General features: G+C 68.1%; 19 protein-coding genes. 5 read left to right on the forward strand and 14 right to left on the reverse strand.

The window, feature by feature from the left end; genetic code table 11:
• Positions 1–212: 212 nt before the first annotated feature.
• The 9 genes from AC1DF4_RS05270 to AC1DF4_RS05310 form a co-directional block, all read right to left on the reverse strand.
• Entirely contained in the window at positions 213–461 is a 249-nt protein-coding gene (locus AC1DF4_RS05270; RefSeq protein WP_476911883.1) for a hypothetical protein, read from the reverse strand.
• 151 nt (positions 462–612) lie between these two features.
• Positions 613–1,431, reverse strand: coding sequence for an HAD family hydrolase (locus AC1DF4_RS05275; protein WP_476911884.1), 819 nt, complete (start codon positions 1,429–1,431; stop codon positions 613–615).
• A 199-nt stretch (positions 1,432–1,630) separates the two neighbouring features.
• On the reverse strand, positions 1,631–2,143 hold the full coding sequence (locus tag AC1DF4_RS05280; RefSeq protein ID WP_476911885.1) for a YbhB/YbcL family Raf kinase inhibitor-like protein: 513 nt from the start codon (positions 2,141–2,143) through the stop codon (positions 1,631–1,633).
• 9 nt (positions 2,144–2,152) lie between these two features.
• Entirely contained in the window at positions 2,153–3,154 is a 1,002-nt protein-coding gene (locus tag AC1DF4_RS05285; RefSeq protein WP_476911886.1) for a carbohydrate kinase family protein, read from the reverse strand.
• Between the two features lie 62 nt (positions 3,155–3,216).
• Positions 3,217–4,590 carry an MBL fold metallo-hydrolase gene (locus AC1DF4_RS05290; protein WP_476911887.1) on the reverse strand — a complete coding sequence of 458 codons (1,374 nt, stop codon included), beginning with the start codon at positions 4,588–4,590 and terminating at the stop codon, positions 3,217–3,219.
• A 144-nt stretch (positions 4,591–4,734) separates the two neighbouring features.
• Entirely contained in the window at positions 4,735–6,084 is a 1,350-nt protein-coding gene (gene nhaA, locus AC1DF4_RS05295; RefSeq protein ID WP_476911888.1) for a Na+/H+ antiporter NhaA, read from the reverse strand.
• Positions 6,085–6,160: 76 nt separating this feature from the next.
• A complete protein-coding gene (locus AC1DF4_RS05300) occupies positions 6,161–6,856 on the reverse strand; it encodes a potassium channel family protein (RefSeq protein WP_476911889.1) in 696 nt (231 codons plus the stop codon).
• The gene (locus tag AC1DF4_RS05305) at positions 6,849–8,240 is read right to left on the reverse strand and encodes a TrkH family potassium uptake protein (RefSeq protein ID WP_476911890.1); all 1,392 of its coding nucleotides are present in this window, start codon (positions 8,238–8,240) and stop codon (positions 6,849–6,851) included. The genes AC1DF4_RS05300 and AC1DF4_RS05305 overlap by 8 nt, the downstream gene beginning before the upstream one ends.
• Before the next feature lie 43 nt (positions 8,241–8,283).
• Complete coding sequence (locus AC1DF4_RS05310) at positions 8,284–9,078, reverse strand: alpha/beta hydrolase (RefSeq protein ID WP_476911891.1); 795 nt, start codon at positions 9,076–9,078, stop codon at positions 8,284–8,286.
• Between the two features lie 228 nt (positions 9,079–9,306).
• On the opposite strand from AC1DF4_RS05310, the gene AC1DF4_RS05315 reads away from it, so the two are divergent.
• The 3 genes from AC1DF4_RS05315 to AC1DF4_RS05325 all read left to right on the forward strand — a co-directional run bounded on the left by AC1DF4_RS05315 (position 9,307) and on the right by AC1DF4_RS05325 (position 11,509).
• A complete protein-coding gene (locus tag AC1DF4_RS05315; protein WP_476911892.1) occupies positions 9,307–10,413 on the forward strand; it encodes a GTP pyrophosphokinase in 1,107 nt (368 codons plus the stop codon).
• A 224-nt stretch (positions 10,414–10,637) separates the two neighbouring features.
• Complete coding sequence (locus tag AC1DF4_RS05320) at positions 10,638–11,051, forward strand: HAD-IA family hydrolase (RefSeq protein ID WP_476911893.1); 414 nt, start codon at positions 10,638–10,640, stop codon at positions 11,049–11,051.
• 56 nt (positions 11,052–11,107) lie between these two features.
• Positions 11,108–11,509 carry a hypothetical protein gene (locus AC1DF4_RS05325; RefSeq protein WP_476911894.1) on the forward strand — a complete coding sequence of 134 codons (402 nt, stop codon included), beginning with the start codon at positions 11,108–11,110 and terminating at the stop codon, positions 11,507–11,509.
• Between the two features lie 13 nt (positions 11,510–11,522).
• On the opposite strand, the gene AC1DF4_RS05330 is transcribed toward AC1DF4_RS05325, so the two are convergent.
• The 3 genes from AC1DF4_RS05330 to AC1DF4_RS05340 all read right to left on the reverse strand — a co-directional run bounded on the left by AC1DF4_RS05330 (position 11,523) and on the right by AC1DF4_RS05340 (position 13,234).
• The gene (locus AC1DF4_RS05330) at positions 11,523–12,263 is read right to left on the reverse strand and encodes a Type 1 glutamine amidotransferase-like domain-containing protein (RefSeq protein WP_476911895.1); all 741 of its coding nucleotides are present in this window, start codon (positions 12,261–12,263) and stop codon (positions 11,523–11,525) included.
• Positions 12,264–12,362: 99 nt separating this feature from the next.
• Positions 12,363–12,647 carry a DUF1540 domain-containing protein gene (locus AC1DF4_RS05335; RefSeq protein ID WP_056428399.1) on the reverse strand — a complete coding sequence of 95 codons (285 nt, stop codon included), beginning with the start codon at positions 12,645–12,647 and terminating at the stop codon, positions 12,363–12,365.
• Between the two features lie 146 nt (positions 12,648–12,793).
• Positions 12,794–13,234: a protein-tyrosine phosphatase family protein gene (locus AC1DF4_RS05340; RefSeq protein WP_476911896.1), complete on the reverse strand. Its 441-nt coding sequence runs from the start codon at positions 13,232–13,234 to the stop codon at positions 12,794–12,796.
• 246 nt (positions 13,235–13,480) lie between these two features.
• On the opposite strand from AC1DF4_RS05340, the gene AC1DF4_RS05345 reads away from it, so the two are divergent.
• Positions 13,481–13,774: a DUF4287 domain-containing protein gene (locus AC1DF4_RS05345; RefSeq protein ID WP_476911897.1), complete on the forward strand. Its 294-nt coding sequence runs from the start codon at positions 13,481–13,483 to the stop codon at positions 13,772–13,774.
• A 112-nt stretch (positions 13,775–13,886) separates the two neighbouring features.
• On the opposite strand, the gene AC1DF4_RS05350 is transcribed toward AC1DF4_RS05345, so the two are convergent.
• Entirely contained in the window at positions 13,887–15,410 is a 1,524-nt protein-coding gene (locus tag AC1DF4_RS05350) for a SulP family inorganic anion transporter (RefSeq protein ID WP_476911898.1), read from the reverse strand.
• A gap of 230 nt (positions 15,411–15,640) precedes the next feature.
• On the opposite strand from AC1DF4_RS05350, the gene AC1DF4_RS05355 reads away from it, so the two are divergent.
• The gene (locus AC1DF4_RS05355; RefSeq protein WP_476911899.1) at positions 15,641–16,648 is read left to right on the forward strand and encodes a bile acid:sodium symporter family protein; all 1,008 of its coding nucleotides are present in this window, start codon (positions 15,641–15,643) and stop codon (positions 16,646–16,648) included.
• Between the two features lie 22 nt (positions 16,649–16,670).
• Here the strand turns inward: AC1DF4_RS05355 and AC1DF4_RS05360 are convergent, their stop codons facing one another.
• Complete coding sequence (locus AC1DF4_RS05360; RefSeq protein ID WP_476911900.1) at positions 16,671–17,237, reverse strand: LacI family DNA-binding transcriptional regulator; 567 nt, start codon at positions 17,235–17,237, stop codon at positions 16,671–16,673.
• Positions 17,238–17,350 lie beyond the last annotated feature (113 nt).

Here is a 17,350-nt window from a genome sequence, read left to right on the forward strand (position 1 = left end):
AGCTAGACTTCGCGAGGCCGGCTGGGCAACGTTCAATCAATGTCGGCAAGAACTGGACCGTCGTCAGCGAAGACCCGAAACTCATCCAGAAGAGCCTGGGCGGCACCGTCCTTCACACAGGGCCTTAGCTCCCTTGTGATCAGTGATCGTGAAAGCGATCCGTCTCTGGTGACCCTGAATTCTGCTGTTCGCCGGCCGCCCGGTGGGCTGGATCAGTTCGTGTGCGGAAGAATCTCCACGCCGTCGCTGCAGTGCAGCAGCGTGCGGCCCCGGCCGCCGTCGAGGTCCACCCAGACGGCGGTGTGGTCGGCCGTGACGGCGTCCACCCGGCCTTCGGTCTCGTAGCCGGGCGCCAGCCGGACGCTGACCCGGTCACCCTGCTGCAGGCTCTTCCAGTGCGCGTCCGGCGCCGCCGGGCGCAGGGGCATGTCTTCCATATTCTTCGTGCGGTACCTGGCCATGATGTCCCACCGTCAGTCAGCTGATCCGTCGTGAGATTTCAGCCTAGGACGCCAAAGTGAACGCCAGTTGACCAAAAGCTGGGAGTCCGGTGTCCGCGCGGGCCGGCTGTTGGATTGACCGGGACAGTCGCGGCGGGGTCCTGCCGGCGCGTCAGGGCAGCCGGACACCCAGGGCGGCGAGTTTGGCCTCGAGGATCTGGGCGACACCGTCGTCGTCGAAGTGCGGAGCCTGCTGCCCGGCGGCGAGGATGGCTTCCGGGTGGCCGCTGGCCATCGCGTAGCCGTCGCCGGCCCAGCGCAGCATCTCGATGTCGTTGGGCATGTCCCCGAAGGCCACCACATCGGCGGAGGCGACGCCGAGGGAGGCGGCGTATTCGGCGAGGGTGACGGCTTTGTTGACGCCGGGGAGGGACAGCTCCAGGAGCGCGATGTTGGGGGCCGAGTGGGTGGCGGCGGCCAGATGCGCGACGGCGGGCGTCACTTCGGCGAGGAATTCGTCGGCGGTGCCCTCCCGGACAATGGCGAGGAACTTCACGACGGAGTCCGTCGCGGCGAGGGTGGTGTGCAAGGGTGCCGGTGTGACCTCGGCCAGCAGTTCGCTGGAGCCGTTCTCGATGAACCCCGGTTCCAGGTGGAAGCCGTTCAGGGTCTCGGCGGCGAACAGTGCGGAGGGGCGCAGCCGCTGGATGATGCGGCGCGCCTCGAACACGGCGTCGAGCTGCAGGGCCCGGGCGGAGATCAGCCGGTCCGCCTCGAGGTCCCAGACGACGGCGCCGTTGGAGCAGATGACGGTTCCGGCGTGCCCCAGCCGGTCCTGCAGCGGGTGGAGCCAGCGCGGCGGGCGTCCCGTGACGAAGACCAGTTCGACGCCGGCTTCCCGGCAGGCGTGGAACGCACGGACGGTCCGGTCACTGATTTTGCCGTCGTGGCCGAGGATCGTTCCGTCAATATCACTTGCTACCAGCCGCATACCGCCAGTCTACGTTGGCGGTGCCGGCGCGGGGGCGGGGCTGCCGGTGGAGCCCGCGCGGGGCCGGGTCGGGTGCGGCCGACCGGCGAATCCGCGGGGCACCGCTGGCGTGGACGTACGTGTCCGGTGAATTCGGCGGCCGAGGCGACCGAGGCGCGGGTATCCGGTCTGGCGGCCCCGACGTCCCGACAGTTCCAGGCTAGTGGCGTTCGTAGATCCCGGTCACGCTCGCCCGGGCTAGGGTGTGCGGGGCGAGCTTCGCTTCGAGCTTCGCGGGGTGGGCTCCGGCGTCGAGGCCGGAGTGCGCCAAGTCGAGGGCGTGGACCGTGACGATGTACCGGTGCGGGCCGTGGCCCTTGGGCGGGGCCGCTCCCATGTAGCCGGTGCTGCCGCCGTCGTTCTTCAGCTGGAACGCACCCGGCGGCAGGTGCCCGCCTTGGCGCGAGCCCGCCCCGGCCAGCAGGGACGTCGTGTTAGCCGGAATGTCCAGCACGGCCCAGTGCCAGAAGCCGCCGCGGCCCGGGGCATCGGGGTCGAACACGGTGACCGCGTAGCTCAGGGTCCCGGCCGGGGCGCCGCTCCAGCTCAGCTGCGGCGACTCGTCCTTCGCGCCCGCGCCGGTGGAGGCGCCGCGCTGGGCCGGCGGCAGGGTCTGGCCGTCCTCGAATGACTCACTGCTGACGCGGAAGGACGTGGCATCGTGGTGTGTCATGGCTGCCTTTCAGTTCTTGGGGAGTTCTGCACTTTCGGGGTCGTTACTCCCGGCGTCCCTGGGTGACGTTTGTGCGCCCAGCTCGATCCGGTTCAGCTCCGCTCGGGTGGGCGGGTTGGCGCCGGCCCGGGAGACGGTGACGGCGGCGGCCCAGGCGGCGTGGGCCAGGAGTTCCCGGAGGCTCCCGGCGGAAAGTCCGCGCAGGTCCTTGCGGTTCTGCGCCCCGTCCAGGCCCAGGTCCACGATGGCGGAGAGGAGTGCCGCCATGAAGGAATCCCCGGCGCCCACAGTGTCCGCCACCTTTACTGACGGTGCAGGAAAGTGCGCTTCGCCGGCGGCATTCACGCCCCAGGGCCCCTGGGCGCCACGGGTGACCACCACCATGGCAGGACCTTCGGAACGGCCGAGCGAGAGCCAGCGCCGGGCCGAATCCAACGGATCCTCGCCCGGGTAGAGCCACTCGAGGTCCTCATCCGAGGCCTTGACCACGTCGGCCAGCGTGACGAACTTTTCCGCCTGCCGGCGCGCGTAATCCACGTCCGTGATGATGCTGGGCCGGCAGTTGGGGTCAAAGCTGATGGTGGCCAAAGGATGGGCATGCTCGACGGCGGAGAGCACCTCGGCGGCCCCGGGAGCCAGCATGGTGGCAATCGAGCCGGTGTGCAGCAGCGTCGTCGCCTGCAGCATGAACGGCAGCCGGTCCGCGAGGCCGGGAAGCTCCCAGGCGAGCTCGAACGTGTAGCTGGCGGCGCCGTCGTCGTCGATCAGGGCGGTGGCCACGGACGTGGGCAGCTCGTCCGGGCCCACCGGGAGGAGCACCGAGCTGGACTTCAGGTGAGCGGCCACCGATTCACCGTAGGCGTCGCGGCCGTAGCGGCCGATGAACTGCACCGGATGATCCAGCCGGGCCAGCCCCACGGCGACGTTGAGGGGGCTGCCGCCCACATGGGCCTGGATGCCGGAGGAGCGCTGGACCACATCAACCAGGCCCTCGCCTATAACTGTGAGCATGCTCATACTCTGCCAGAGAACGCGGGCATGCGCCCCAGTGTTTCGGAACGCGGGCAACTCGCTCAGGCCGGCGGCCCCGCCGGGACGGGGGCGTTGTCCACCGGGATTCCCGCCGCCCCGGCGTCGTCGAATTTCGCGTCGATGTGGACCACATCCCTGCCGGCGCGCTGCAGCAGGCTCGCGGCGGTGCCGGCCCGGTAGCCGGTGGTGCAGTGCACCCACAGCTTCCCTGCGGGGACGGAATCCAGGCGGCGCAGCAATTCATGGAGTGGGACGTTGACCGCTCCTGCCACCCGCGAGGCGGCGTACTCGTCGGCCCGCCGCACGTCGACGACGGTGTCCCCGGGGGCACGGCCGGCGAGCACGCCGTCCCAGCCCACACGGGGGTAGGAGGCGAGGGCGGCGCGGGGTGCCAGCGCGTGCGGGTCCGTTCCGAGGGCGGCGTCCGGGGATTCGATGCCGATCCGGGAAAGGTCGCGGATGGCTTTTTCGACGTCGCCGTGGGATCCCACCAGGGTCAGTTGCTCGCCCCAGGGCAGGATCCAGCCCAGGTAGGTGCTGAAGCTGGTGCCGTATTCGAAGCTCACACTGCCCAGCAGGTGGTTGTTGGCGAAAGCCACGCGGCGGCGCAGGTCCACCACCCACTCGCCGCCCTCCAGCCGGCGCAGGAGTTCCACCGCATCGAGCGATTCCGGCACGGTCAGGTCAGCCGGGCCCGGCCCGGCGGCGTTGGTGACCCCCATGTGGGCGTAGTAGGAGGGGTAGGCGGTGAGGTTCGCGATGAGTTCCTGGACGAAGTGGTCCTCATCCGGGTCCGTCAGGGCGTGGTTGCTGGTGAGCTGTTCGCCGATGGTGGATCCTCCGGCGCGGCTGGCCGGGCCCGAGGAGCAGAAGGAGCCGAACCCGTGGGTCGGGAAGAGCGCTGCGGTGGGTGCGGCCTCCCCGGCGAGCCGGCGCACCGAGGTGTACTGGTCATGCGTCAGGCCGAGGGTGTCCCCGGCACCCACAAGGTCCGTGCGGCCGACCGAGCCGTACAGCAGGCTTCCGCCGGAGAAGACGGCCTGCTGCCTGCCGTCGTCCACGATGAAGGACAGGTGAGTGTGCGTGTGGCCCGGGGTGGCGACGGCCTTGACCGTCAGCGCACCGACCTGAACGCTTTGCCCGTCGGTGATCGGCTGCCGCTCGAACGTCACCGGGTCTGCGGCGTTCACGAGGTAGCTCGCGCCGTGCGCCCGGGCCAGTTCGGGCCCGCCGGTCAGGTAATCGTTGTGGATGTGGGTCTCGGCGACATGGGTGATGGTGACGCCGGCGTCGCGGGCGGCCGCCTCCACGCGGTCTGTGTCCCGTTGCGGGTCGATGACCAGCGCAAACGTGCCGTCGTGGACGAGGTAGCTGCGGTCCCCGAGTTGTCTGGTCTCAATGACGACGACGTCCATGATTCACTCCTGCCGGTCTGCGCAGCCACGGCCGACCGGGCGGCGGGGCTGCGCACCTTCCATCATCAAACCCCCTGGGGTATGAACGCAAGACCTGCTTCGTTGAGAATAACGACGTCGGCCGGCGAACTCCGCTACCGGGGGCTAGGGGGTGGAGCCGTCCTGCTGGTAGACGTCCGGGATCCCGTCCTGGTCCGAGTCGACCTTCTCTTCTTCTTCGGCCTTCCGGTACTGCCGGTTCCGGGTCCGCAGGACCGCCGCGGCCAGCAAGGCCGCCAGCGCAGACGCCGCGAGGATCCCTACCTTGGCGTGGTCGTCGTGGATGCTGCCCTGGCCGAAGCTCAGCTCGGCCACGAGGAGCGAAACGGTGAATCCGATACCGGCCAGCAGGGAGATTCCGACGACGTCGATCCACTTGAAGCTGGTGTCCAGCCGGGCCCTCGTGACCTTGGTGAGCAGCCAGGTGGTGCCCATGATGCCGATCGGTTTGCCGAGGACCAGCGCCATGATGATGCCGACCGCCACTGGGTCGGTCAGCGCCGAAACCAGCCCATCCCAGCCGCCCACGGCCACTCCGGCGGAGAAGAACGCGAAGATGGGGACGGCCACGCCGGCCGAGATCGGGCGGAACCGGTGCTCGAAGACCTCGGCGAGGCCCGGACCGGCCTCGGGGCCTCCGCTGGCCTTCGAACGCAGGACCGGGATAGCGAAGCCGAGCAGTACACCCGCCACGGTCGCGTGAATGCCGGAGGCATGGACCAGTGCCCAGGTGACAGCCCCGAGCGGCAGGAGAATCAGCCACGCGGCCGAGGCGTTGATTTTGAAGAAGCGCCGGTATCTGTGCGCCAGGTAAGTGTAGATGGCCAGCGGGATCAGCGCCATCAGCAGCGGCATCGGCTGGAGGTCATTCGTGTAGAAGACGGCGATGATGGTGATGGCGATCAGGTCATCAACCACGGCAAGGGTCAGCAGGAAGATCCGCAGGGCGCTGGGCAGATGCGAGCCGATGATGGCAAGCACGGCGACGGCGAAGGCGATGTCGGTGGCGGTGGGAATGGCCCAGCCGCGCAGGGTCTCCGGGCTGGCGAAGTTGATCACCGCGTATATCAGCGCGGGGATGGCGACGCCGCCAACGGCCGCCGCGACCGGAACGATCGATTTGTTGATTTGCCGCAGGTCCCCGGCGATGAATTCGCGCTTGAGTTCGAGGCCCACCAGGAAGAAAAAGATGGCGAGCAGCCCGTCGGCCGCCCACGCGCCGAGGCTGAGCTCCAGGTGCCACGGTTCGTAGCCGAATTTGAAGTCGCGGAGGGCGAAGTAGCTCTCCGAAACCGGCGAGTTGGCCCAGACGAGCGCGATCACGGCTGCCGCGACGAGCAGGGCGCCGCCGACAGTCTCCTTGCGGAGGATCTCACCGATCCGGAGGGACTCGGCGTAGCTGCCGCGGCCGAAGATGGTCAGCCTGGGCCGGACGGGAGGAGGAGTGGCGCTCATGCGGGAGTCCTAAAATTTGGGTCGACTGAACTATGCCGACCAGACTTCCCGGCGCACCTGCCCCCAGTCTAGTGGGTCAGGGCATGGTGCTGAACCGTTCGGCCTTGGCTTTGCTGCCCTGGACGATGATCTGGTCGTCGTCGTAAAGAACCGTTTGCGCCGTCGTGTGGCCCCACGTGCCGCCGGGACGTTTGACGGCCACGATGGTGACGCCGAACTTGTCCCGGAGCCCGAGCACGCCGAGGGGGCGGTCGCGGACGGCGGACGGCGGGCTGGTGCGGATCATGACGAAGTCGTCCTCGAATTCCACGTAGTCAAGGATCGAGCCCAGGACCAGGTGCGCGACGCGTTTGCCCATGTCATGTTCGGGCCGGATGACATGCTCCACGCCGAGCTGGCCCAGGATCTCCGCGTGGGGTTCGCTGATGGCCTTCGCCCAGATCTGGGGCCGCTGGAATTTCAGGATCCGGGATGTGGTCAGGATGCTGGCTTCGATGTCCGAGCCGATCCCGACCACGGCACGGTCGAATTCATGGACCGAGAGCTGCCGCAGAGCCTCTTCCTTGGTGGAGTCGGCCCGGACCACGTGGGTGAGGCGCCCGTTGTAGGACTGGACGATTTCGTCGTTGGCGTCGATGCCAAGCACCTCGGTGCCCTGCGCCTCCAGTTCCAGGGCCAGTGAGCCGCCGAAGCGGCCCAGGCCGATGACCACCACCGAGGACGCCTTGTCGCTGGCGCCGGCGGAGCGGGACGAGAAGATGTTCCTAGCCAATGAGGGGCCTTTCCTTGGGGTACTCGTAAAGCAGGGGTCGCTCGCGCAGGGCCAGGGCCGCGCCCAGCGTGACCGGGCCCAGCCTCCCGACGAACATCAGGAGGATCAGCACGAGCTGTCCGGCCGGAGGCATGCCGGCTGTGATGCCGGTGGACAGGCCGACGGTGGCGAAGGCTGAAACGACCTCGAAAAGGATCCGTTCCTGCCCGAAGTCGGTGATCAGCATCAGGAACATCGTGGAGCCGGTGACCAGGGCGATCGCCAGCAGCACGACGGTGATGGCCTGGCGGTGCACCGCGCGGGACAGCCGCTTGCCGAAGATGTTCACGGCCGTGCCGCCCTGCAGCTCGGTACTGAGGATGAAGAACAGTACGGCGAAAGTGGTGATCTTCAGGCCGCCGGCAGTGCCCGCGGGCCCGCCGCCGATGAACATCAGGATGTCCATGCCCAGCCACGACACCGGGTTCATCTGGGCGATGTCGATGCTGTTGAAGCCCGCGGTGCGGGTAATGACGGACTGGAAGAACCCGGCCAGCACGCGCTCGGCCGGACGCAGACCGCCAAGGGTTGCCGGGTTGGCCCACTCGACGGCGGTGAGGAACACCGTCCCGCCGGCCAGGAGAAGAGCCGATCCGACGAGGACGAGTTTCGTGTTCATACTCCAGTGGATCGGGCGCCGGTACTGCCGGCCCAGTTCGAACAGGACCGGGAAGCCGAGTCCGCCGATGATCACGGCCGCGGCGATCGGCAGGCAGATCCAGGGATCGCCGACGAACCCCATCAGGTTGTCCGAGTACAGGGCGAAACCGGCGTTGTTGAAGGACGAGATGGAATGGAACACGCCATGCCAGATCGCGTCGCCCGGCGCATAGCCGTACCCGGCCATGAAGCGGACCGCGAGACTCAACGCCAGCGCCGCTTCCACGACAACACTGATGAGCAGAACGCCCACCAGCACGCGGCGGACGTCGCCGAAGCCGGTGCTTTTGGTCTCGGTGGCGGCGGATATCCGGGATTTCAAGCCCAGCCGGCGGGCGGTCAGGACCCCGAGCAGCGTGCCGAAGGACATCACGCCGAAGCCGCCGACCTGGATCAGGATGAGGATGACCACCTGGCCGAATCCGCTCCAGAACACTGGCGTGTCCACGGTGATCAGGCCGGTGACGCAGACGGCGGACGTGGCGGTGAACAGCGCCTCCAGCAGGCTGGCCCCGCCGTCGCCGGCTTTGGCCATCGGGAGCAACAACAGGCCGGTCCCGACGGCGACGGCGGCGGCGAAGCCCAGCACGATCACCTGGGCCGGATGGCGCGGCGCGAACGCACGGAGGAACCGGGTGAAGCCCGCAGCCAGGGTGCGCAGAACCGCGGGAACTTCGACTTGCATAGGCGCCACGCTACCACCGGCGGGTGGCAATGGCAGACGGGGATCAGCCGAGCAGAACCTGCACGAGTTCGCGGCACTTCCGGTACGCGGCGGCCTTCGGGTCGATCAGCGCGAAATGGTCGCCCGGAACCTTCAGGAGCTGGACCGGCGCGCCGGCGGACTTGGCCGCGGCCGCGTATGAATCGGACTGGCTGACGGGAACCGTGTCGTCGTCCGTGCCGTGGACGGCATACACGGGAATCTTCAGCGGCACTGCGCTCATCGGATCGGCGTATTTATGCCGTTTGGGGTATTTTTCGGAGGAGCCGCCCAGCAGGTTGCTGACTGCGCCATTGCTCAGGTTCAACCGTTCGGCCTCGGCGAGGTTGAGCAGCCCGGACTGGCTGACGACGCCGGTCAGGTGCACCGCGCCGTCGTCGTCCTTGCGCAGCAGCTGGCGGTCCGCATCGGGGGCGCCGAGCTGTGCGAGGCGGCTCCGTCCCGCTGCCCAGACCGCGAGGTGCCCGCCTGCGGAGTGCCCCAGGGCCACCACCCTGTCCAGCCCGAGGCCATGTTCACCGGCGATGTCGCCGAGCTTATCGATTCCGGCCAGAACGTCGGAAAAGGTATGGGGCCAGCCGCCGCCGTTTCCGGCGCGGCGGTACTCGAGATTCCAGGCGGCCATGCCGTGCGCCGCGAGGTCCTTGGCCAGGGGTTCGCCGAGTTCCGCGCCGTACTGAGAACGCCAGTAGCCGCCGTGAATGACCACCACCACGCCCTTGATGGCGGCAGCATCCGGCAGGAAGAGCTCCCCCCACTGGCTGGAGTCATCGCCGTAGCTGTACCTATGCCGCTTCACACTGTCCTCCTTGGGGCCCGGTGAACAGGCGGCGGAGACTGCCCCCAGTGTCACCGTCGCTGCGGCCGCGATTAAAGCCCGACGCCGCACATCAGCCATGTGCCGAGCCTACCCTGAGCGCCGCGCGGCAGTGCGTAAGGCCGTGCCGGGCCGGGTAGGGGTCCCGAAGGCGCCCCGGCACCCGGGTGTCAGCCGGCCGCCGTCGTACCCCCGCCGTAAGCTGGACGCATGGCGAGCAATTGGGATCGACTGGACGCGGACCTGCGCGAATCCGTGCAGGAAAACGTGGAACTGTACGAGCGGGTGCGCCCTGCCCTGAAGCTGGTCACCCGCGAGGTCCTGCTGACGCTGCGGAGCATGCTCAAGGGAACCGAGGTGACGCCGCTCTTCGTCACCGGCCGCACCAAGACGGTCGAATCCTTCCGCGAGAAGATCTCCCGGACGGAGGAGCCGCTGGAGCCGGGCGGTCCGCCGGTGCTGAAGTTCCCGGACCCGTTCCGGACCCTGAATGACATGGTGGGCGTCCGCGTCATCACGAAGCTGCCGGCGGAAAACGCTGTGGTGGCCAACCTGATCAAGCGCCAGCGCCAGCTCTTCGACTGCCGCGGCGACCGCGAGAAGGACATTGGTTCGATCGAGTCCGGCACGTACGGCTATTCCAGCCGCCACCTGATCCTGCGGACCATCCAGAACGAGGCCGTCAAGGACTACCAGCAGGCCTTCAACCCGGACGTGCCGCCGAACGGCAGCTACTTCTTCGAATGCCAGATCCGGACCGTGTTCGCGCACGCCTGGAGCGAGATCGAGCACGACATCCGCTTCAAGGCCGAGGACCCGCGCGCCTGGACCCCGCATTTTGACCGCCAGTTCACTGCCACGGCCGCCATGCTGGAAACCGTGGAGGGGGCGTTCGCTGACCTGCACGAACGCTACGAAGAGGTCCGCAGCTACTGGGACATGGACGGCGAAGGCGCCGCCCAGCTGACCCCGAACCGGATCCGCGACGTCTGGCGCACCCTCCTGCCGCACGTGGACCGGAAGGTCGACGACGACTGGGGCTGGGCCGCCGAGCTGATGGCCGCCCACGGCCTCAACCAGACCATGCAGCTGGCCGGGCTGCTCAGCGCCAACCGGATCACCGAGGTCCGCCGGGCCCTGGACCACCGCTACTCCCCCGGCCCGGACCGGCTCCTCGATGACCTGCTGCTCTGGCAGTACGGCACCAAGCACATCGACCTCACCGCCGAACCGGCCGACGCCGTCCCGCACCCGCGGCGCGACAGCCTCCTGCGGCGGCTCAAGCAGATCGAGCGCTACCGCCTGACGCAGGGGTAAGGGACACGCCAGGTCTAAGCTGACGGAATGAATTCCCCGAGCCCTGCGCCCGAATGGCTGCTTTTCGACTATGGAATGGTCATCTCCGATGCGCCCAGGAAAGCGATTGGACCCGACTTGGGCGTGCAACAGGTCTTGACCTGAGGCACCACGAAGGTCCGTACTGGCGGTCCAGACTTGATTTCGACGCGGGAAGAATCGATGCTGCGGCTTACTGGAGCAGCGTGATCGGCGGGCCCGTTTCGGCCGAATTGCTGGTGCAGCTTGAAGAACTCGATGCGGCCCAATGGTCGCACTTGAACCCACGCACCATTTCGGCTCTGGAGACGTTCCACTCCCGCGATCAGCGGCTCGCGCTGCTCTCCAACATGCCCGCCGGCATGGCCGCGACGTACAGCTCGGAGGCCGGCTGGGTGCAGTATTTCCGCCAGCTGTTCTTCAGCGGGGTCCTGGGGATGGCCAAGCCGGACCGCCGAATTTTCGATCATGTTCTCGGCGTGCTCGGCGCCCGCCCCGAGCACGTCATCTTCATAGATGACAATGACGCCAATATTGCGGCCGCCCGCGGCCTGGGCCTGCAGACCATTCACTTTCGGCCGGGAATGGACCTACTGAGCATCTTCGACACGGGACGCTAGTGGGACTCGCTGGGCGCGTCCGCCGTCCGGAGAGTGGCCACCGGCGGATTAAGACGATGACCACGTTGTCCCTGGCCCTGACTGCGGCTGGGCTGTTCTCGCTGCTGACCGGCGTCCTGGAGACCATCCGGATTTACGCCATCGAACCCGTCGTCGACCCCGGGCTGGCGCGGCTGGGTCTTGCAGCCATGATCACCGGCGGCCTGACCACCGCGGCCGTGGGTCTGGGCGTCTTGATCGGACGCGGGCGGCCATCCCTGCCTCGAACCGTCGCGGTCGTTGGCGGATGGTTCGCCATCTGGTTTCCGTTGACCATTGCCCTCGGAATTTCCACGGGCGCGCACTTGGAATCCCAGCTTGCGGCGACGGCCCTTTGTGCCACCGGCATTTTTGTCGCTGTTGCGGCCTTTGTCCGGTCGCGGCGCCACGTGTCCGAAGCCATGAACCCTGCTGAGTGAGTGACCTGAGCTCCTAGAGTCCGTTCGGCTCGATCCGTTCCTCGACGACGTCGGCAGCGAACCCGTCAGTCGGGGCCGGCGTCACCCGGTAGGCAGCTTTGCCGGGCACTTCCGTGACCGCCTCGACCAGTTCGGTCCCGCGGTAGAGCAGGCCGACGCCGTCGTCGGTGCAGTGGGTCTCGCCCAGCGTTCCGTCCGCCACCAGGCGGTGCACCAGCGGGCGGCGTGCGGCTTCGGAGTCGTAGTGGACGCCGTTGTCGTAAGGCAGCAGACCCAGGCCGTTCTTTACGGCACGCAGCTCGGGACCGAACGAGTCGGTCGTCCCGCCGTTAAACCAGCAGATCGAGCCGGCCGAAACGCCGGCCAACACCACCCCGGCCTCCCAGACCCGCCGGAAGATCGCGTCCAGTTCATGGGCGCGCCAAACGGCCAGGAGGTTGACCACCGAGCCGCCGTTGACCCAGACGACGTCCTGGCCGAGCAGGTACTCCTCGACGTTGGAAACGTTGGGCATGGTGAACAGATTCAGGTGCGTGAGCTGGAATCCGGCTGCGTTTCCCGCTTCGCTGACCTCGTTGTTGAACCACCGCTGGTCCCCGCTGGCGGTGCCGACGTGGGCGATCTTCGGCGCCCGCCCGGTGGCGCCGGACAAGTCGACGGCGTAATGGACCAGCTTGTTGAATTCCAGGCGCGTCCGCGCCCCGGGCTTGTAGCCGCCGGAGGTCGCAAGGATGGTCGGACTTTCGGCAGCCATAAGGGGAGTCTCCTGGGTCGGGCAAATGCGGTCTCGCAGTCGAGCGTACCCTCGCCCGCGGAAAGGGCTGCACGTATTCGGCAAGCTTTTCTGCGCGGCCTATCTGTGGGCGTAAGTGAGGCAATCAGCGTTGTCGACGCCCGGACCGACATGCACCTCGGTGGCCTTGCACATCAGGTGGTCGTTGTGCGCGCATTCGGAACGCTGGCAGGCGCCGACGTCGGCCAGCACCTTGGGCAGCCCTCCGTGCACGCCGATATCGATGAAAGTGGCGCAGGAGGCGTGATCTTCAGCGCCACCGACGGTAATGGCGGCGGCGTTGCAGTTGGAGTGGTCGTTAAAGGAGCAATTGGTCACGCTGCAGTCGGCTACATGCGTCGTCATTGGATAGTCCTCCATGGATTCGGCCACCCGGACCGGGCGGCTCCGTCTGTCCACGGTAGGCCCGCCCACGGCAAACAAAAAGACCCAATCGTGTGCCCTAATACCGGGACCGGGCCGGGGTTTGGCGCACCATTGGGGGTTGCCCGTCAGGCCTCCGGGCGCCGGAACCGGGCGACGTACTTCCGCTGCCATGGAGTCTCAACGGCGCCCCGGCGGTAGCGCGCGCGCACGAAGGCCACGGCCTCCGCGGGCGGAACGCCGTCCAGGACCGCAAGGCAGGCCAGGGCGGTGCCGGTCCGGCCGCGGCCTCCCCAGCAGGCGACCTCGACCCTCTCGGTCTCGGCACGGCGCCAGGCCTCCGTGAGCGCGTCCAGGGTTTCGGCGTCGTCGGCCGGCAGGCGCAAATCCCGCCAGCGGACCCACCGGGAATCCCAGGCCACCGGCGCCGGGCGCCGTCCCAGCAGGTACAGGCCAAACTCGGGCCGGGGGCCGGCCGGGAACGGCTGGAGCAGTCCGCGGCCGCGGATGAGCCGGCCGGAGGGAAGTTCCAGGACTCCCTGCTGGCCCGGATCCCAGGTCTGCGTCATGTTCCCGAGCGTAGCCGTTCCGCCTCCAACCCGCACCGGCCGCGCTCCTGCCCGGTTACTCCCCGGCCGCGGCGCGAGAACCCGACGAACCCGGGGAACACGCCGTACTTTTTCGTGCCCCGCGCTCAGTAACTGGGCAGGAGCGCGCCGGTTCGGCTGCATCCGGGGGAAACAGGGTCTGGCGGCGCGGCGCGGCTGTCCCTAGAGTGACGGAGGAACCCGCAGCCTGCTGAGAGGAAGTCCCGCATGTCGTTCCAGGCCTATCTCGACACCATCGAGGACAAGACCGGACTCACCCCGCGCCAACTCGTGGAGATCGCCGGGGAGAAGGGCTTTACCGGCCCGTCCGTGAAGGCGGGGCCGGTCCTCGAATGGCTCAAGGAGGACTACGGGCTGGGCCGCGGCCACGGCATGGCGCTGGTCCACGTCATCAAGAACGGGCCTCAGATCGATTCGAAGCACGTCGGGTCCTCCGGCGTGCACCGCGACGGGTCGGACACGCTCTGGCTGGACGGCAAAGCGAGCAAACCAGCGCCCTGACAGCCCAGGGCCGCGCGCTCCTTCCCAGTTACAAGCCAAAGGGGGGTCAGAAACCCGGTGACACGCCGGTCTTTCCCGCGCGTCGGCAGAAGCAACCGGGCAGGAGCGCAGCCTACTTGCCGGAGCCGAGCTTCCCGGCCAGGCGTTCGCGCATGTGCAGGCTGGCGTCGTTGAGGCCCACGACGTCGACGGTCTTGCCGTGGTGCCGGTACTTCTCGGTGATGGCATCGAGCGAGGCGATAGTGGAGGCGTCCCAAAGGTGGCTGGCGTGCATGTCGATGACCACGTGTCCGGGATCCAGGGCGTATTGAAACTGGGTGTAGAGGTCGTTCGAGGAGGCGAAGAAGAGCTCGCCGTCGACCTTGTACGTCGCCACCGGTACGCCGTCGACCTCCGCCACGGCGCGGTCCACGGTGACGAAGTGCGCCACACGGCGGGCGAACAGGACCATCGCCACGAGAACGCCGACGCCGACGCCGATCGCCAGGTTGTGGGTGGCCACGGTCACGGCCACGGTGGCGAGCATGACCAGCGTTTCGCTCTTGGGCAGGGCCTTTAGTGTGGACGGATGGATGCTGTGCCAGTCGAAGGTGGCCACGGACACGAAGATCATCACGGCCACGAGGGCGCCCATCGGGATGAGGGACACGATGTCGCCGAGTGCCACCACGAGGATTAGCAGGAAAACACCGGCCAGGAAGGTGGAGATCCGGGTGCGGGCGCCGGAGGCCTTGACGTTGATCATGGTCTGGCCAATCATCGCGCAGCCGCCCATGCCGCCGAAGAAGCCGGTGACGATGTTCGCGACGCCCTGCCCCCAGGCCTCGCGGGTCTTGGCCGAGTGGGTGTCCGTGATGTCGTCCACGAGCTTCGCGGTCATGAGGGATTCAAGCAGCCCCACGGAGGCCATGGCCAGGGCGAACGGGAAGATGATCTGCAGTGTTTCGAGCGTGAACGGGACGTTGGGCAGGAACAGCGACGGCAGCGAGTCCGGCAGCGCGCCCTTGTCGCCCACGGTCGGGACCGCGACGGCGGCGAGGACCGTGAAGAGGGTCAGCACCACGATCGCGACGAGCGGGGCGGGCACGGCTTTGGTGAGTTTCGGCAGGCCGAAGACGATCAGCAGGCCAGCCGCGGTGAGCGGGTAGACCAGCCATGGGACGCCGATCAGCTCGGGGACCTGGGACAGAAAGATCAGGATGGCGAGGGCGTTGACGAAGCCCACCATCACGGAGCGCGGGATGAACCGCATCAGCTTCGCCACCCCGGACAGGCCGAGGATGATCTGGAAGATGCCGGCCAGGATTACGGCGGCGACGAGGTAGTCCAGGCCGTGCGACTTCACGAGCGGGGCGACCACCAGGGCAACGGCGCCGGTGGCCGCCGAAATCATTGCGGGACGGCCGCCGATGAACGCGATCGTCACCGCCATGGTGAAGGAGGCGAAGAGCCCGATGCGGGGGTCGACGCCGGCGATGATCGAGAAGGCGATGGCCTCCGGGATGAGTGCCAGCGCGACGACGAGCCCGCCGAGGACTTCGGTCTTGAGCCGGCGCGGGGACCGCAGGGTGCCGCGGACTGATTGGAGCTGCTCGGGGCTGAGGGCGGCGTGGGTGCCGGCGGGTTTGGTGGCCAATGCTGGCTCCGTTCGGGCTCGGGAAGACGCAGCACCGCGCCAGAAGGGTTCATCCGGAAACAGGGGCACCGGCGTTGTGGCCGCAGCTTGCCTGCGCCTCTACCCTACCGCGGGGATTGCGGACCGGCCGGGGCCGCCGTACAAGGCATGACAGGGCCAAAAATCTGACATAAACGGCCCACGGCAGTCACGAACTGGCCCCTAAGCCTTCGCACTGGCACCATTCTTGGATGCTTGAGGCAACCAAATCACGTGAGTCCACCCCGGAGACCAGCCCAGACGCGATCCCGGTCAACCCCGCCCTCGCCGCCGAGGCCAAGATCGCACGGATCGCGGTAACCGTTTTCCCGCTGCTGGTCGTCATCGCGGGCGTCGCCGGCTACCTGCTGCCGGGCGCGTTCAAGCCCCTCGGTCCCAGCGTGCCGTACCTGCTGGGCATCATCATGTTCTGCATGGGCCTGACCCTGACGCCACCCGACTTCGCATCCGTGGCCAAGCGCCCCTGGGCCGTGGTCCTCGGCATCGTGGCGCACTACGTCATCATGCCCGGCGCCGGCTGGCTCATCGCCGTCGCCCTGAACCTCCCGCCGGAACTGGCCGTGGGGCTGATCCTCGTCGGCTGCGCACCCTCGGGCACCGCGTCCAACGTGATGGCGTTCCTGGCCAAGGGCGACGTTGCCCTCTCGGTCGCCGTCGCCTCGGTGTCCACCCTGATCGCCCCGGTGGTGACGCCCCTGCTGATCCTGTTCCTGGCCGGCTCCTACCTGCAGATCGACGCCGGCGGCATGGTGCTGGACATCGTCAAGACCGTTCTGCTGCCGGTGATCGCCGGCCTGCTGGCGCGCCTGTTCCTGAAGAAGCTCGTGGCCAAGGTGCTGCCGGCCCTGCCCTGGGCCTCCGCCGTCGTCATTTCGCTGATCGTCGCGATTGTGGTGGCCGGCAGCGCGAGCAAGATCGTCGCCGCCGGCGGGATCGTGTTCCTAGCCGTGGTGCTGCACAACGGCTTCGGCCTCGGCCTCGGGTATCTGGCGGGCAAGCTGGGGCGCCTGGATGACAAGGCCCGCCGGGCGCTGGCGTTCGAGGTCGGCATGCAGAACTCCGGCCTCGCCGCCACCCTGGCGACGGCGCATTTCAGCCCGCTGACCGCGCTGCCGTCCGCGGTGTTCTCGCTCTGGCACAACATCTCCGGCGCCATCGTCGCGGCCTGGCTGGCGCGGCGCCCGCTGCGGGACGCGTAGCCTCCCGCGCCCGGCCGGGTGCTCAGCCGCGCAGGCGGGAAAGCAGCCGGGCGACGGCGCCCTCCGCGAGGGCATCCGGCGTCGTGCTGGTTCCCGGCGCCAGGACGTCGACGCCGTCCGGCAGCAGGGTGTCCGAGACGACCAACTGGGCCACACCGCGGTCTACGAGCTCCGCCATCGTCTCGACGTCGGCGGCCGTGCGCTTTGTCGGTACGGAGCCGAGGATGACGCCGTCGGCGCCGCCGGAGAGCATAAACCGACGCCAGCTTTCGCCGACCAGGACGACCGGCTGGTAGCCGTGCCGGGGCAGGATCCGGGAGGCTGCCGCCGCGAGCGCGCGGTCCCGGGAATCGTCGAGGTTGGTGATGGCCACCGCGACGACGTCGGTGCGGCCGCGCCGCATCCCGCGGGCGGCCCCGTTGGGCACGTAGCCGAGTTCGTGGGCCGCGGCATGGACGCGGTCCTGCGTGGGCTGGCTGATCCGGGTGTTTCCGCCGGTGCGGCCGGAAAGCACGTAGGACACCGTGGTCAGGGACACTCCTGCGGCCTCCGCGACATCGCGGATGGTGGGCTTGGATCCGTGCCGCACTGATGACTCCCGGGTACTTCTCCGCCACGGATTCGCGGCGGTTGCTGAGTGCTGGTTCTCCCTAAAACTCTAGCGGGAAACCTTGGAAGGGCCGCCAGGGGGAGAACGTCTAT

This window comes from Arthrobacter sp. 05N429 (assembly GCF_056397045.1).